Source organism: Streptomyces sp. CMB-StM0423 (assembly GCF_002847285.1).
In the GTDB taxonomy this organism is placed as follows: Bacteria; Actinomycetota; Actinomycetes; order Streptomycetales; family Streptomycetaceae; genus Streptomyces.
This window is the reverse complement of record NZ_CP025407.1, coordinates 5,831,341-5,845,623: the sequence shown is the minus strand read 5'-3', so window position 1 is coordinate 5,845,623 and position 14,283 is coordinate 5,831,341. Positions and strand designations below refer to the sequence as shown.

The 14,283-nt window shown below is 74.8% G+C and carries 13 protein-coding genes; 5 read left to right on the top strand and 8 right to left on the bottom strand.

The genetic code is table 11. From position 1 onward, the window contains the following. Positions 1–49 precede the first annotated feature (49 nt). From CXR04_RS25375 to hrcA, 8 genes are all read right to left on the bottom strand, one after another. Positions 50–1,150 (bottom strand): carbohydrate kinase family protein, encoded by a 1,101-nt coding sequence (locus tag CXR04_RS25375; RefSeq protein WP_442802405.1) that lies wholly within the window; start codon positions 1,148–1,150, stop codon positions 50–52. A gap of 159 nt (positions 1,151–1,309) precedes the next feature. Next, entirely contained in the window at positions 1,310–2,215 is a 906-nt protein-coding gene (locus CXR04_RS25370) for a ribonuclease Z (protein WP_101424577.1), read from the bottom strand. A gap of 16 nt (positions 2,216–2,231) precedes the next feature. After that, positions 2,232–2,591 carry a histidine triad nucleotide-binding protein gene (locus tag CXR04_RS25365; RefSeq protein WP_101424576.1) on the bottom strand — a complete coding sequence of 120 codons (360 nt, stop codon included), beginning with the start codon at positions 2,589–2,591 and terminating at the stop codon, positions 2,232–2,234. A gap of 75 nt (positions 2,592–2,666) precedes the next feature. Then, positions 2,667–5,990, bottom strand: coding sequence for a S41 family peptidase (locus tag CXR04_RS25355; protein WP_234380478.1), 3,324 nt, complete (start codon positions 5,988–5,990; stop codon positions 2,667–2,669). 247 nt (positions 5,991–6,237) lie between these two features. Continuing rightward, positions 6,238–6,987: a 16S rRNA (uracil(1498)-N(3))-methyltransferase gene (locus CXR04_RS25350; RefSeq protein WP_101424575.1), complete on the bottom strand. Its 750-nt coding sequence runs from the start codon at positions 6,985–6,987 to the stop codon at positions 6,238–6,240. Then, on the bottom strand, positions 6,984–8,078 hold the full coding sequence (locus CXR04_RS25345) for a nitronate monooxygenase (RefSeq protein ID WP_101424574.1): 1,095 nt from the start codon (positions 8,076–8,078) through the stop codon (positions 6,984–6,986). Before CXR04_RS25345 ends, CXR04_RS25350 begins: the two co-directional genes overlap by 4 nt. Positions 8,079–8,233: 155 nt before the next feature. After that, the gene (gene dnaJ / locus CXR04_RS25340) at positions 8,234–9,367 is read right to left on the bottom strand and encodes a molecular chaperone DnaJ (RefSeq protein WP_101424573.1); all 1,134 of its coding nucleotides are present in this window, start codon (positions 9,365–9,367) and stop codon (positions 8,234–8,236) included. Further along, positions 9,368–10,393 carry a heat-inducible transcriptional repressor HrcA gene (gene hrcA, locus CXR04_RS25335; protein WP_101426595.1) on the bottom strand — a complete coding sequence of 342 codons (1,026 nt, stop codon included), beginning with the start codon at positions 10,391–10,393 and terminating at the stop codon, positions 9,368–9,370. A gap of 142 nt (positions 10,394–10,535) precedes the next feature. Between hrcA and CXR04_RS25330 the strand changes: the two genes are divergently transcribed. The 5 genes from CXR04_RS25330 to CXR04_RS25310 all read left to right on the top strand — a co-directional run bounded on the left by CXR04_RS25330 (position 10,536) and on the right by CXR04_RS25310 (position 14,212). Continuing rightward, positions 10,536–11,240: an MBL fold metallo-hydrolase gene (locus tag CXR04_RS25330; RefSeq protein WP_101424572.1), complete on the top strand. Its 705-nt coding sequence runs from the start codon at positions 10,536–10,538 to the stop codon at positions 11,238–11,240. 10 nt (positions 11,241–11,250) lie between these two features. Next, positions 11,251–12,075 carry a DUF3097 domain-containing protein gene (locus tag CXR04_RS25325; RefSeq protein WP_101424571.1) on the top strand — a complete coding sequence of 275 codons (825 nt, stop codon included), beginning with the start codon at positions 11,251–11,253 and terminating at the stop codon, positions 12,073–12,075. A 96-nt stretch (positions 12,076–12,171) separates the two neighbouring features. Then, positions 12,172–13,407, top strand: coding sequence for a helix-turn-helix domain-containing protein (locus CXR04_RS25320; protein WP_101424570.1), 1,236 nt, complete (start codon positions 12,172–12,174; stop codon positions 13,405–13,407). Between the two features lie 122 nt (positions 13,408–13,529). Beyond that, positions 13,530–13,943, top strand: a complete 414-nt coding sequence (locus CXR04_RS25315; RefSeq protein ID WP_101424569.1) for a recombinase family protein — start codon at positions 13,530–13,532, stop codon at positions 13,941–13,943. Then, positions 13,940–14,212: a hypothetical protein gene (locus CXR04_RS25310; protein WP_101424568.1), complete on the top strand. Its 273-nt coding sequence runs from the start codon at positions 13,940–13,942 to the stop codon at positions 14,210–14,212. The genes CXR04_RS25315 and CXR04_RS25310 overlap by 4 nt, the downstream gene beginning before the upstream one ends. Positions 14,213–14,283 lie beyond the last annotated feature (71 nt).

The window sequence follows — 14,283 nt, the reverse complement described above, 5'->3', positions numbered from 1 at the left end:
GCGCAGCGCCGCCGGCACGACCGGGCACGACGGGACCCGGAACCGCCCCCTACGGGGCATCCCGCTCCGGGCGGAAGCCGATCGTCGGGACCGCCCGGCGCAGCGGCCAGTGCCGGGGGGCGCACGGCGTGACGCCGTCCAGGAACGCGTAGCGGGCGAGGGCCTGGGGGTCCTGCTCCTCGACCGTGCGTATCTGCTCCCACCAGGCCGCCACCTCCGTCCAGCCCGGGGCCGACTGGGAGCCGCCGAACTCCTGCACCGACAGCGCCGCCGTCAGCCCCGCGAGCGCCAGCCGGTCGGGCAGCGGGTAGCCCGCGAGCGACGTGGTGACGAAGCCGGCGACGAAGACGTCCCCGGCGCCGGTGGTGTCCAGGGCCGCCACCGATATCGCCGGCACCTCGGCGCTCTCGCCCGTACGCCCGTCGACCGCGTACGCCCCCTCGGCGCCCATCGTGACGACCACCAGCGGCACGTGCTCCGCGAGCGCGTGGGCCGCCGCGCGCGGCGAGTCCGTGCCGGTGTAGCGCATGGCCTCCACCGCGTTCGGCAGGAACGCCTCGCAGTGGGCCAGCTCCGGTATCTCCGCGAGGTCCCAGCGCCCGGTGTCGTCCCAGCCGACGTCGGCGAAGACGCGGCTGCCGTGCAGCGCGGCCTGCTCGATCCACGGCTGCCGGCGGCCCGGGTCGAGGGACGCGACGCAGGCGCGGCTCGGCGGCGGGCAGCGCGGGGGCTCGTCGGGCGGCGGCGCCTCGTGGCCGTGGGAGACCATGGTGCGCTCGCCGTCGTACGCCATGGAGACGGTGACCGGCGAGTGCCAGCCGCGGCAGGTGCGGGACAGGGACACGTCGACGCCCTCGCCCGCCAGGGCGTCCTGGCAGTGGTCCCCGTACACGTCGTCGCCGAAGGCGGCCGACAGCGACGTCCGCAGGCCGAGGCGGGCCAGGGCCGTCGCCATGTTCGCCACCCCGCCGGGGCTGGAGCCCATGCCGCGGGCCCAGGACTCCGTGCCGCGGACGGGGGCGCTGTCCAGGCCGGTGAAGACGATGTCGAGGAAGACCGTCCCCGTCAGGTAGACGTCGATGGCCGGGTCGCCGGGGCCGCGCACGTGCTTGAGCGGGTCCACGCCCGCCAGGGCTGAACCGGCCGGCACGGCAGAAATGGCAGAAACGGCAGAAACGGACGGATGGGTGGTCACGTGAGCGCCTCCTTCCACACCGGGCCTCCGCACCGAGAACGGAACACTTGTCCGACTGTTTTCAGTCTGCCTCAGCCCACTGACAACGGCCCTCCGCGCCCGTACCCGCCGCCCTCAGCGCCGCGCCGGCACCGCCACCCTGCCCAGGTCCGTCGCCACCGTCAGCGGCCCCGCGTACCCCGCCTCACGCGCCTCCCGCGCGAAGTCCGCCGGGTCCGGATAGCGCTGCGAGAAGTGCGTCAGCACCAGGTGCCGTACGCCCGCCGCGATCGCCACCCCCGCGGCCTGGGCCGCCGTCAGATGCCCGTACTCGATGGCCAGCGCGGTCTCCGCGCCCAGGAACGTCGACTCGATGACCAGCAGGTCCGCCTCCTCCGCCAGCGCGTACACCCCCTCGCACAGACCGGTGTCCATGATGAACGCGACCCGCTGCCCCCGGCGCGGCGCCGAGACCTCCTCCAGCCGGACGCCCCGCAGCACGCCCTCGCGCTGCAGCCGCGAGATGTCGGGACCCGCGATGCCCGCGCGCGCGAGCAGGTCGGGGAGCATCCGGCGGCCGTCCGGCTCGACGAGGCGGTAGCCGTACGTATCCACGGGGTGGTGCAGCCGGCGGGCCTCCAGGGTGTACGCGGGCGTGGTGGCGATCACGCCGTCGCCCTCGACGGGCCCCGCCTCGATCCGCGCGGTCTCCCGGTACGCGCTCGCGTACCGCAGCCGCTCGAAGAAGTGCCCCCCGCTGGCCGGGAAGTGCACGGTCACGGGGTGCGGGACGCGGTCGAGGTTGATGCGCTGGATGACACCCGGCAGGCCCAGGCAGTGGTCGCCGTGGAAGTGGGTGACGCAGACGCGGGTCAGCCCGTACGCGGCCACGCCGGCGCGCAGCATCTGGCGCTGGGTGCCCTCGCCGGGGTCGAAGAGGATGGCGTCGCCGTCCCAGCGCAGCACGTAGCCGTTGTGGTTGCGCTGGCGGGTGGGGACCTGGCTGGCGGTACCGAGGACGACGAGTTCGCGGGCGGCCACGTGCGGGCGGCCCGCGCTACCCGGGCGGCCAGTTCAGGCCGCGGCCGCCGAGCACGTGGGCGTGCGCGTGGAAGACGGTCTGGCCGGCGCCCGCGCCGGTGTTGAACACGACGCGGTAGCCGGTGGCGTCGATCTTGTCCCCGGCGGCGACCTCGGCGGTCTCGCGCAGCACGTCGGCGAGGAGCTGCGGCTCTGCGGCGGCGAGGGCGGCGGCGTCCGGGTAGTGGGCCCTGGGGATGACGAGGACGTGCGTGGGTGCCTGCGGGTTGATGTCGCGGAAGGCGATCGTCGTCGCGGTCTCGCGGACGACGGTCGCGGGCACCTCGCCCGCGGTGATCTTGCAGAACAGGCAGTCTGCCTGCGGCTCCCCGGCCATGTTCCCGGCCTCCTTCGTACGAGTCGGGCGGTACGGGCCGCATGGTACCCCGCGGCCCGTACCCGTGCCCTGCCGCTACTCCCCCGCCGGGGACTCCGAGGACGCCGGGTCCGAGGACGCCGCCTCCGGCGCGTCCCGTACCGCACCCGGCACCTCCGGCGGCACCGCCGCCGGGCTGCGCTCCAGCTCCTCCAGCGCCAGCCGCACCGCCGTCTCCAACTGCGGGTCGCGGCCCTGCGCCCAGTCCTCCGGCGTGAGCTGCACGTCCACGTCCGGCTCCACGCCGTGGTTCTCCACGCCCCAGCCGGGTCCTTCCAGCCAGATGGCGTACTTCGGCTGCGTCACCAGCGTGCCGTCGACCAGCCGGTAGCGGCTGTCGATGCCGACGACCCCGCCCCAGGTGCGCCGCCCGACGAGCGGCCCGATGCCCAGCGCCCTGATCGCGGCGCTGACGATGTCACCGTCCGAGCCGGAGAACTCGTTGGCCACCGCGACCACGGGACCGCGCGGCGCGTCCATCGGATAGCTGACGGGCTGGATGCCGCGGCCCGCGTCCCAGCCGACGACGCGCCGCGCCAGCTTCTCCACGACGAGCTGCGAGGTGTGCCCGCCGCGGTTGTCGCGGACGTCGACCACCAGGCCCTCGCGGGCGACTTCGACGCGCAGGTCGCGGTGGAGCTGCGCCCAGCCGGGGCCCTGCATGTCGGGTACGTGCAGGTAGCCGAGGCGGCCGCCGGAAGCTTCGCGTACGTACGCGCGCCGTCCCGCGACCCACGCGTGGTAGCGCAGCGGTTCCTCGTCGCCGGTGGGGACGATCACCGCGTAGCGCACGTCGCCCCCATCGGCGGGCAGCACGCTCAGCTCGACCGGCTTGCCCGCCGCGCCCACCAGCAGCGGCGCGGGCCCGGCCAGCGGATCGACGGGCCGGCCGTCGACGGCCACGATCGCGTCGCCGGGGCGGACCGCGGCGCCGGGCGCGGCCAGCGGGGAGCGGGCGTGCGGGTCGGAGGTCTCGGACGGCAGAATCCGCTCGACGCGCCAACTGCCGTCGTCCCCGCGGGTGATGTCGGCGCCGAGGAGCCCCTGCCGCCGCTCCGGCGCGCCCGCGGGAGCGCCGCCGCCCGGGGGGATGACGTACGCGTGGGACGTGCCCAGCTCGCCCTGCACCTCCCACAGCAGGTCGACCAGGTCGTCGTGGGTGGCGACGCGCTCCAGCAGCGGCCGGTAGCGCTCCAGCACGCCGTCCCAGTCGACGCCGCCGAGGTCGGCGCGCCAGAAGTGGTCGCGCATCAGCCGGCCGGCCTCGGCGTACATCTGCCGCCACTCCGCGGCCGGGTCGAGCAACTGCCGTACGCGCGTGAGGTCGACGGTGACGTTGTCCCCGTCGCCGTCGTCGACGTGGCTGGCCTTGCGGTCGGCGGGGACGACCTTCAGCTTGCCTTCGGTGCGCAGCAGGATCCGGGTGCCGTCGCCGGTGACGGTGAAGCCCTCGGCGTCGTCGGCGAGTTCCTCGACGCGCTGCTTGCCGAGGTCGTAGCGCTCCAGCCGGCTGGTGGGCCCGTCGTCGTCGGGCCCCGCGGAGTCGGTGCCGAGGACGCCGCGCAGCGGGTGGACGAGCCACAGCAGGCCGCCCTCCGCGGCGTGCAGCGCCGAGTAGCGGGCGGCCTCGACGGGGAAGGGCAGGATGCGGTCGGCGAGGCCGTCGAGGTCGATCCGGGTGACCGGCGGGGTGTCGCCGGCGCCCGAGCCGGCGTCGTCGCCGTCGTCGGAGGTGCCGCGCTCGGGGGCGCGGCCGTGCCGCTGCGGGCCGAACGGCGAGGGCGTCTCGGCGGCCAGCGTGATCAGGTGGGGGCGGCAGGCGTACGGGAACGACAGGTCGAAGACGTGGCTGTCGTAGACCGGGTCGAAGGCCCGCTCGGAGAGGAACGCCAGGTGCTTGCCGTCCGCCGTGAACGCCGGGGAGTAGTCGCGGAAGCGCAGCGGCGTGGCCTCGGCGACGGCGAGCCCGTCGGTGGTCGCGAGGCGCAACTGCCGCAGCTCGCCGGGGCCGGGGTGGGACCAGGCGAGCCAGGCGGAGTCGGGCGAGAAGACCAGCCCGCCGGCGTCGCCGTACGCACTGGTGTCGACCTCGCGTACGTCGCCGGAGGCGCGCTCGACGAGGAGCACCCGGCCGTCGTGCGAGGCGACGGCGACGCGGCTGCCGTCCGGCGCGACGGCCAGCCCGGTGACCCGGCCCAGGCGCCCGGCGGCGACGCGGCGGGGCGTGGCGCCGGCGTCGCGGCCGGCGGCGGGGGCGAACTCCAGCGCGTCCTCGCCCTCGGCGTCGGTGACGAACACGACGTGCTCGGCGCCCTCGGCGCGGAAGACCCGCGGCATCCGGGCCCGCACGCCGGGCTCCGCGGCCAGCGCGCGGGCGGGGCCCTCGCGGTGGGTCACCCAGTGCAGGGTGCCGCGGATCTCGACGGCGCTGCCGCGGCCGGTGTGGTCGGGGCGGGCGGTGCCGAGGTTGTGCCGGGCGCGCAGCGGGCGGGGGCGCAGGTCGGTGCGCTGGCCGCCGAGGCGGATGTCGAGGCGGCGGGGCTCGGTGCCCTCGTCGAGTCCTTCGAGGAGCCACAGTTCGCCGGCGCTGGCGTAGACGACGCGGGTGCCGTCGGTGGCGGCGTGGCGGGCGTAGAAGCCGCCGAGGGGGGTGTGGCGGCGCAGCGCGGCGTACGCGTCGGGGGCGTCGGTGTCGGCGGAGTACAGCGCGCCGGTGCCCTCGTGGTCGGAGAGGAACGCCAGCCGGCCGCCGGCCCACAGCGGGTACTCGGCGTTGCCGAGGACGGCGTCCAGCCCGGCGGGCCGGGTGAACTCCGCGTCGGCCGCGGTACGCAGCCACAGCCGGCCCGCGGTGCCGCCGCGGTAGCGCTTCCAGTACGCGGCCTCCCGGCCCATGCCCGCGGTGAGCAGCGCGACGCGGCCCTCGGGCCCGTACGCGACGTTGCCGACGGGTCCGAACGGCAGCGTGTGCGCGGGCCCGCCGTCGGGCGGCACGGCGCGCGCCCAGGTGCGGCGCAGCGAGTACTGGCCGTGGGTGGTCAGCGCCACCACGTCGCCGTCGGGCGTCCAGCCGCGTACGGAGGTCTTGCCGCTGCCCCAGTACGTCAGGCGGACGGGCGCGCCGCCGTCGACGGGCGCGGTGAGGACCTCCGGGGTGCCGTCGCGGGTGGAGGTCCAGGCGACGCGCGTGCCGTCGGGGGCTATGCGCGGATGGTCCACCGGCATGTTGTCGGCGCTCACCCGCCAGGCCCGGCCGCCGTCGAGGGGCGCAGCCCAGACGTCGTCCTCCGCCGTGAAGGTGATCAAGTCGCCGTGGAGGTGCGGGAATCGCAGGTAGGCAGGCTGAGTCACGTCGATCATCCCATCATGCGGAGGCGGTACTCACCACCGCTTTGCGGTGCGGTGTGACCTTCGTCCTGTACCCGCCCTGCCGGGGGCTGGAACGAATCGGGACGTAACTCTGAACACTGCGGGAAAACCCCCGGGGTTCCCGCGCCTGGAACGTCAGGATCCGGGCGTACGGCTCCGGCGTACGGGAGGGGCGTACGGGACGGGAGGGCGCAAAGGGTGCACGGAAGCGCCGTACGGAACCTCTCGCTCCGCTCGCTCAGGACCACCGCCCGGTCGCGGCCAGCACCACCGCGCCCGCCGCGGTGCCCGCCGTGGAGGTGCGCAGCACGCTCGGCCCCAGCCGGTACGCCCCCGCGCCCGCGCCCTCGAACGCGGCCAGCTCCTCCGGCGCGACCCCGCCCTCAGGGCCGACCACGAGCACGATCTCGCCCTCCCCCGGCAGCGCGGCGGCGGCCAGCGGCGCGGCGCCCTCCTCGTGCAGCACGGCCGTGAACGCCGCGCCCGCGAGCAGCGGCAGCAGTTCCTTCGTCGAGTGCAGCCCAGAGACCTCGGGGAACCGCAGTCGGCGGGCCTGCTTGCCCGCCTCGCGGGCGGTGGCGCGCCACTTGGCCAGGGACTTCTTCCCGCGCTCCGCGCGCCACTGGGTCACGCAGCGGGCCGCCGCCCACGGCACCACCGCGTCCACGCCGGTCTCGGTCATGGTCTCGACCGCCAGCTCGCCGCGGTCGCCCTTCGGCAGCGCCTGCACGACGGTCAGCCGCGGCCGCGGCGCCGGCTCCTCGCGCACCTCGGCGCAGGTCACCAGCAGCCGGTCGCGGCCCTCCGCGCCGGCCACGGTGCCGTACGCGCCGCGCCCCGCGCCGTCGGTGAGCACGACGTCCTCGCCGGCCCGCAGCCGCCGTACGGACACCGCGTGCCGCCCCTCGGGGCCGGTCAGCGCCAGCACCGCGCCGGGGCGGGCGGCGTCCAGCACGGCTGGCTCGGCCACGAACACCGGGGCGGTCACAGCAGGCCGGCCGACGCGTCGCCGGTGGGCTTCGTCGTGCCGCTGAGCGCGTCGGCCAGCTCCCGGGCCAGCACCTCCACCAGCTCCGCGGCGGGCAGTTCCCGCGCCAGCCGGTAGCCCTGGCCGGCCCACAGCGCCATGCCCTGCGGGTCGCCGGCGCGGGCGGCGGCGGCGCGCAGCGGGGAGGTCAGGTGGTGGACCTGGGGGTAGGCGGCGGGGGCGTACGGGCCGTGCTCGCGCACGAACCGGTTGACCAGCCCGCGCGCGGGGCGGCCGGAGAAGGCGCGGGTCAGCTCCGTACGCGTGAACACCCCGCCGGTGACGGCCCGTTTGTGCAGCGGGTTGGCGCCCGACTCGGGGCAGACCAGGAACGCGGTGCCGAGCTGCGCGGCGGCGGCGCCCGCGGAGAGCACCGCGGCGATCTGCCCGCCGCGCATCAGCCCGCCGGCGGCGATCACCGGCACGTCGACGGCCTCCAGCACCTCGGCGAGCAGCGTGAGCAGCCCGCGGCCCACGTAGTCGTCCCGCGGGTCGTTGCGGAAGCCGCCCTGGTGGCCGCCGGCCTCGACGCCCTGCACGCACACGGCGTCCGCCCCGGTGGCCTGCGCGCGGCGCGCCTCGACGACGTTGGTGACGGTGACGACGGTGTACGTGCCGGCGCGGGCGAAGGCGTCGAGCACGGCCGCCTCGGGGCAGCCGAAGGTGAACGACACCAGCGCCACCGGCTCGTCCAGGAGTATCGCCACCTTGGCGTCGAAGGCGTCGTCCGTGCCGGCCTCGGCGTCCCCCAGCGGCGTGCCGTACCACTCGGCCTCGCCGGCCAACTGCTCGGCGTACGCCTCGATCTGGGCGGGGTCGGGCGGCGAGGGAGGCTGGGGCATGAACAGGTTGACGCCGAAGGGCCGGTCGGTGACGGCCCGCAGTTGGCGGATCTCCTCGTACATCGCCTCGGGCGTCTTGTAACCGGCGGCGAGGGAGGCCAGGCCGCCGCCCTCCAGCACCCCGGCGGCGAGCTGCGGGCAGGAAGCGCCACCGGCCATGGGCGCCTGCACGATCGGGAAGGTGAACAGATCGTTCAGCTCGGTGGGCATGGCTCAATCCTGTCATGCAGGTCGGACGCCGGCGGCCCGCGCCGGATCTTGGAATCCGCGCGTTTTCACGCACCTGGGGACGGCTGACGCCCCACCCGCAACACCCGTCGCACGGGCCGCACGGCGGCGGCCGGGCGAGGTCCCCTGCCGGGGTGCTAGCGGCCGCTCCAGGCGTCCTTCAGCCGCGAGAACAGCCCCTGCTGGCCCGGTTTGAAATGGCCCTGGGGGCGCTCCTCGCCGCGCAACTGGGCGAGTTGGCGAAGGAGCCGCTCCTGCTCCGGGTCCAGCTTCTGCGGCGTCTCGACCTCCACGTGCACGACCAGGTCGCCCCGGCCGCCGCCGCGCAGATGCGTGACGCCGCGCTGGTGCAGCGGAATCGACTGCCCCGACTGCGTACCGGGGCGGATGTCGACCTCTTCCAGGCCGTCGAGCGTCTCCAGATTGACCTTCGTGCCCAGGGAGGCCGCCGTCATCGGGATCGTCACCGTGCAGTGCAGATCGTCGCCGCGGCGCTGGAAGATCAGGTGCGGCAGCTCGCGGATCTCCACGTACAGGTCGCCCGCGGGGCCGCCGCCCGGGCCGACCTCGCCCTCGCCGGCGTGCTGGATGCGGGTGCCGGTGTCGACGCCCGCGGGGATCTTCACCGTGAGCGTACGCCGCGAGCGCACCCGGCCGTCGCCCGCGCACTCGGGGCACGGCGTGGGCACGACCGTGCCGAAGCCCTGGCACTGGGGGCAGGGCCTGGAGGTCATGACCTGGCCGAGGAAGGACCGGGTGACCTGCGAGACCTCGCCGCGGCCGCGGCACATGTCGCACGTCTGCGCCGACGTACCGGGCGCCGCGCCCTCGCCGTTGCAGGTGCCGCAGACCACCGCGGTGTCGACCTGGATCTCCTTGGTGGCGCCGAACGCCGCCTCCTCCAGCTCGATTTCGAGCCGGATCATGGCGTCCTGGCCGCGCCGCGTGCGCGAGCGCGGGCCGCGCTGGCCCGCCTGGCCGAAGAAGGCGTCCATGATGTCGGAGAGGTTGCCGAAGCCGCCGGCGCCGAAGCCGCCGGCCGCGGCGCCGTTCTGCGACAGCGGGTCGCCGCCGAGGTCGTAGATCTGCTTCTTCTGCGGGTCCGACAGCACCTCGTAGGCGGCGTTGATCTCCTTGAACCGCTCCTGGGTCTTCGGATCCGGGTTCACGTCCGGATGCAGCTCGCGGGCGAGTCTGCGGAACGCCTTCTTGATCTCCTCCTGCGACGCGTCACGTCCGACGCCGAGGACCGCGTAGTAGTCCGTGGCCACTTATGACTCCGCCAGGATCTGTCCGACGTACCGTGCCACTGCGCGTACCGCTCCCATCGTTCCGGGGTAGTCCATGCGGGTAGGTCCGACCACGCCGAGCTTGGCGACGGCTTCACCGGTGTCGCCGCCAGAACCGTATCCGACGGAGACGACCGAGGTGGAGGTGAGCCCCTCGTGGTCGTTTTCATGGCCGATACGCACCATCACGCCCGGTTCCTTCGCCTCGCCGAGCAGCCGCAGGAGCACCACCTGCTCCTCCAGCGCCTCCAGCACCGGCCGGATGGTGAGCGGGAAGTCGTGGTCGAAGCGGGTGAGGTTGGCGGTGCCGCCGATCATCAGCCGCTCCTCCGTCTCCTCCACCAGCGTCTCCAGCAGCACCGACAGCACGGTCTGCACCGTGCCCCGGTCGTCCGCGGGGAAGGGCTCCGCCAGGTCGGCCACCAGCCGCGGCACGTCGGCGAACCGGCGGCCGACGACACGGCTGTTGAGCCGGGCGCGCAGGTCGGCGAGGGAGTCCTCGCTGAACGGCGCCGGGCAGTCGATCATGCGCTGCTCGACCCGGCCGGTGTCGGTGATGAGCACGAGCATCACGCGCGCGGGGGCGAGTTGGAGCAGCTCGACGTGGCGCACGGTCGAGCGGGTCAGCGACGGGTACTGCACCACCGCCACCTGCCGCGTCAACTGCGCCAGCAGCCGCACGGTGCGCCCCACGACGTCGTCGAGGTCGACGGCGCCGGACAGGAAGTTCTGGATCGCCCGCCGCTCGGGCGCGCTCAGCGGCTTGACGTCGGCGAGCTTGTCGACGAACAGCCGGTAGCCCTTGTCGGTGGGGATGCGGCCGGCGCTGGTGTGCGGCTGGGCGATGTACCCCTCGTCCTCCAGGGCGGCCATGTCGTTACGCACCGTCGCCGGGGAGACACCCAGGTGATGCCGCTCGGTGAGCGCCTTGGAGCCGACCGGCTCCTCCGTACCCACGTAGTCCTGGACGATGGCGCGCAGCACTTCGAGCCGGCGCTCGCTGAGCATGCTGCCCACCTCCGTACTCGGGGTCCCGTCCGGTCGTTCCGCCGCTGGCACTCGACGGCGGGGAGTGCCAGGGTTCCGGGCCAGTGTACGGCCGGGTAGGGCAGCCCGGGCAAGGCGGCCTGTCAGGTTATAGCGTCGGGGTATGGGTGGCGGTTGGGAAGAGCTGGCCCCGGACGTCCTGCGGCGCCGGCTGCCCCGCTGGGACGCGACGGCGGGCGCGGTGGGCGGAGCGGAAGGCGTGCTGCTCGTGGACACGGGCGCCTCGCTGCGGGAGGGCGCGGAGCTGCGCCGGGCCGTACGGGACCGCTTCGGCCGCCCCGTGACCCGTATCGCGCTCACGCATCCGCACTTCGACCACGTGCTCGGCACCGCGGCCTTCGCCGGCGCCGAGGTCTACGGCCCGGCGGGCATGGCCGCGCACCTGCGCGGCCCGGGCGCGGACGAGCTGCGCGCGGACGCCGTACGCCACGGGCTGAACCGCGACGCGGCGGCGGAGGCCGTCGACGTCCTGGTCGCCCCGCGGCACCCGGTCTCCGGCACGTACCCGCTGGACCTCGGGGGCGGCCGGGAGGTGCTGCTGGTCGAGCTGGGCCCGGCGCACTCGTCGCACGACATGGCGGTCTACGTCCCGGGCCGCCCGGCCGTCGTCTTCTGCGGCGACCTGGTGGAGGAGTCGGGCCCGCCTTCTGTGGGCCGGGATGCGACCCCGGCCCGGTGGCCGGCGGCGCTGGACCGGCTGCTGGAGCTGGGCGGTTCCGGGGCGGTCTACGTCCCGGGGCACGGGGCGGCGGTAGGGGCGGACTTCCTACGGGCCCAACGCGACGAACTGGCGGGACGCTTGTCGTAATCTCACTTCCGTGCGCCGCTACGACACCGACCTCACGCCCCCCTGGAAGAAGCCGCAGCAGCCGGCCCCCGAGGTGGAGGCCGAGCCCGATCTGGTGGTGGAGGAGGTGGCGACGGGCTTCTGCGGCGCGGTCATCCGCACGGAGAAGACCGCGGAGGGCCCGACGGTCACCCTGGAGGACCGCTTCGGCAAGCACCGGGTGTTCCCGCTGACGCCGCGGGGCTTCATGATCGACGGCAAGGTGGTCACGCTGGTACGCCCGGGCCGTACTCGCCAGACGGGCCCCCTGCTCTCAGCCTCCGGCTCGATCGCGGTGCGCGACCACACCGCGCGCGTGGCCCGCGCCGGCCGCATCTACGTCGAGGGCCGCCACGACGCGGAGCTGGTGGAGCGCGTCTGGGGCCACGACCTGCGGGTCGAGGGCGTGGTGGTCGAGTACCTGGAGGGCGTGGACGACCTGCCGTCGGTGGTCTCCGCCTTCGCCCCCGGCCCGGACGCGCGCCTGGGGGTGCTGGTGGACCACCTGGTCCCGGGCACGAAGGAGTGGCGCATCGCGGAGTCGGTGACGAGCAGCCACGCGCTGGTGGTCGGTCACCCGTACGTGGACATCTGGGAGGCGGTCAAGCCCGCGTCGGTGGGCATCGCGGCGTGGCCGAGGATCCCGCGGGGCGAGGACTGGAAGACGGGCGTCTGCCGCGAACTGGGCTGGCCCCCGGACACGGGCGCGGCGTGGCGCCGCATCCTGGAGTCGGTGAGGACGTACCGCGACCTGGAACCGGCGCTGCTGGGCCGGGTGGAGGAACTGATCGACTTCGTCACGACCCCGGGTTCCTGAGGACCGGCGCACGAATCGTCCGGTCCGTGAAAACCCCCGTCCTATGCTGGCGAGTGGACGGCACGCCACTCGCCAGCATAGGACGGGGGTTGTCTCATGGGCGACGACGGCTCAACCGGCGCCCGGCTGCGCGGCTTTCGCCGCCGCCGCGGCCTGACGCAGGAACAACTCGCCGAGGCCGCCGGGCTGAGCCCGGGCGTGGTCAAGAAGATCGAACGCGGGGGGACCGCGCGCGTAGAGACGTACCACGCCCTCGCCCGAGCGCTGCGGGTCAGGACCTCCGCACTGTTCGAGCCCGCCGGGCCACGGCAGAACCCGCGCGCGGACGACGACAACGTGGACCTGCTCGCCCTGCGCCGCGTGATCTCCCCAGCCGTGACCCTCTCGGGCCGGCTCGTACTGGACGACGCCGCCGACGAAGAGCCCGACCTCGACCGGTTGCGGGCAACCGCCACCGCCGTCGCCCTGGCCTACCACCGAGACCACTACCCGCGCGTCGCGGAACTGCTGCCGGAGCTGATCCGCTCCGCCCACACGGCCATCGACCACTTCGACAACGGCACCGAACGGGACGCAGCCCTGGCACTGCGCTCCGAGGCCCTGCAACTCGCCGGCCGCTACCTGACCCAGGTCCGCGCCTACGACCTGGCGCACTTGGCGCTGCGCGACGCCGCCCGCGACGCGGCACGGATCGGCGACCGGCTCAACGCCGCATCCGCCATCATCGGCCAGGGGTGGATCCTGCTGCGCCAGACCCGCTTCGACGAGGCGGAACGACTCGCGGCGGACACCGCAGACGAGGTGGAACCGCGGATCTCCCGCGCCTCCCGCGAGCAACTGGCCGCCTGGGGCTGGCTGCTGCTGCGCGCCGCGGCCGCGGCGGCCCGGAACAACCGGCCGGACGAGTCGAAGGAACTCGTCCAACTCGCCCGCACGGCGGGCGCCGCACTCGGCGCGGAGGTCACGGAGCATCTGCGCGGCTGGGGCACCTTCGGGCCGCTGACGGTCGATCTGAAGGCGATCGAGGCCGAGCTGGTCGCCGAGCGGCCGGACCTCGTACTGGAGATGACCGCCCGCCTGCCCCGCGGGGTGGGCAGGGCGACGTCGGACAACTGGAACCGGCACCGCCTGGACGTCGCGCGTGCGCACGCCATGCTGCGGCACGGCGACGAGGCCACCGACATGCTGGTCGCGCTGCGCCGGGACGCCCCCGAGTGGCTACGCCACCAGCGGCTGGCCGCGACCACGTTCGAGGACGTGCTGAAGACCCGCAAGCGCAGCCTCACCGGCGCGCAGCGGCAGTTGGCGGAGTTCCTGGCCGTGGACGGCTGAGGGCACGGCCCGTACCCCCTTCGGGCGGACGCCCGCCAAACTGCGACGTTCCGTGCCTGTAGGCACACACCATCTGCTTCTACCGTCGGTGACGACCTGATCACCGACGACAGGTGAGCGTGATGGAGACACCCGACACCCACCCGCCCCGGCCCACGCTGGCGTTCATCTACGACCGGCACGCCGTACTGACGACCGCGGCCCTGGACGAGCGCATAGCGCGTTGCAGGCGGTATGCCGCCGAGCGGGGCTGGGTGGTGGCCGGGGAGTGGGTCGACCGCGGGGACCAGGCGCTGTGCGCCTGGCAGCGGGCGCAGTGGCAGATGCTCACCTACGCCATGCGCCAGGCCGCCGGGCCCGCGGTGTGCCTCGTGGACACGTGGGACCGCATCAGTTGGGACCGCGCGGACAGGGCGACCCTCCGCCTGTCAGTCCACCGGGCAGGGGGCCACTGCGTCACCACGGGGGGCGAGAACGACCTGGAACCGGGCCACGGGCGGATCAGCGCCGCGGTGTTACGGAGGGGGCGCCCGTGAACACGGACGGCGACCGGTCCCGTACCGCGGGAAATGGACCGCCGCGGCACCCGGCGACGGATGTCCCGGCGACCACCCTCGCCGCGCACCGCACCTCGATGGCCGCCCCGGTCTACCTGCCCCAGGCGTTCCCTCCCCCGGACGCCACCCCGGCCCCGGGCTGCGCCCGGTGCGCGGAACTGGCGACGAGCCGAAGGGCGGCGCGCGCGAAGGGCGACTTGTCGGCGGTAAGCGACGCGAACGTCCTCATCCGCCGGCATCCCCACTGAGCCCCGAGAGCGGTGACGGTACTCACGACCGCCCTCGGGAGACGCCCCGCCTGCCGTATGGGTCCGGCAGG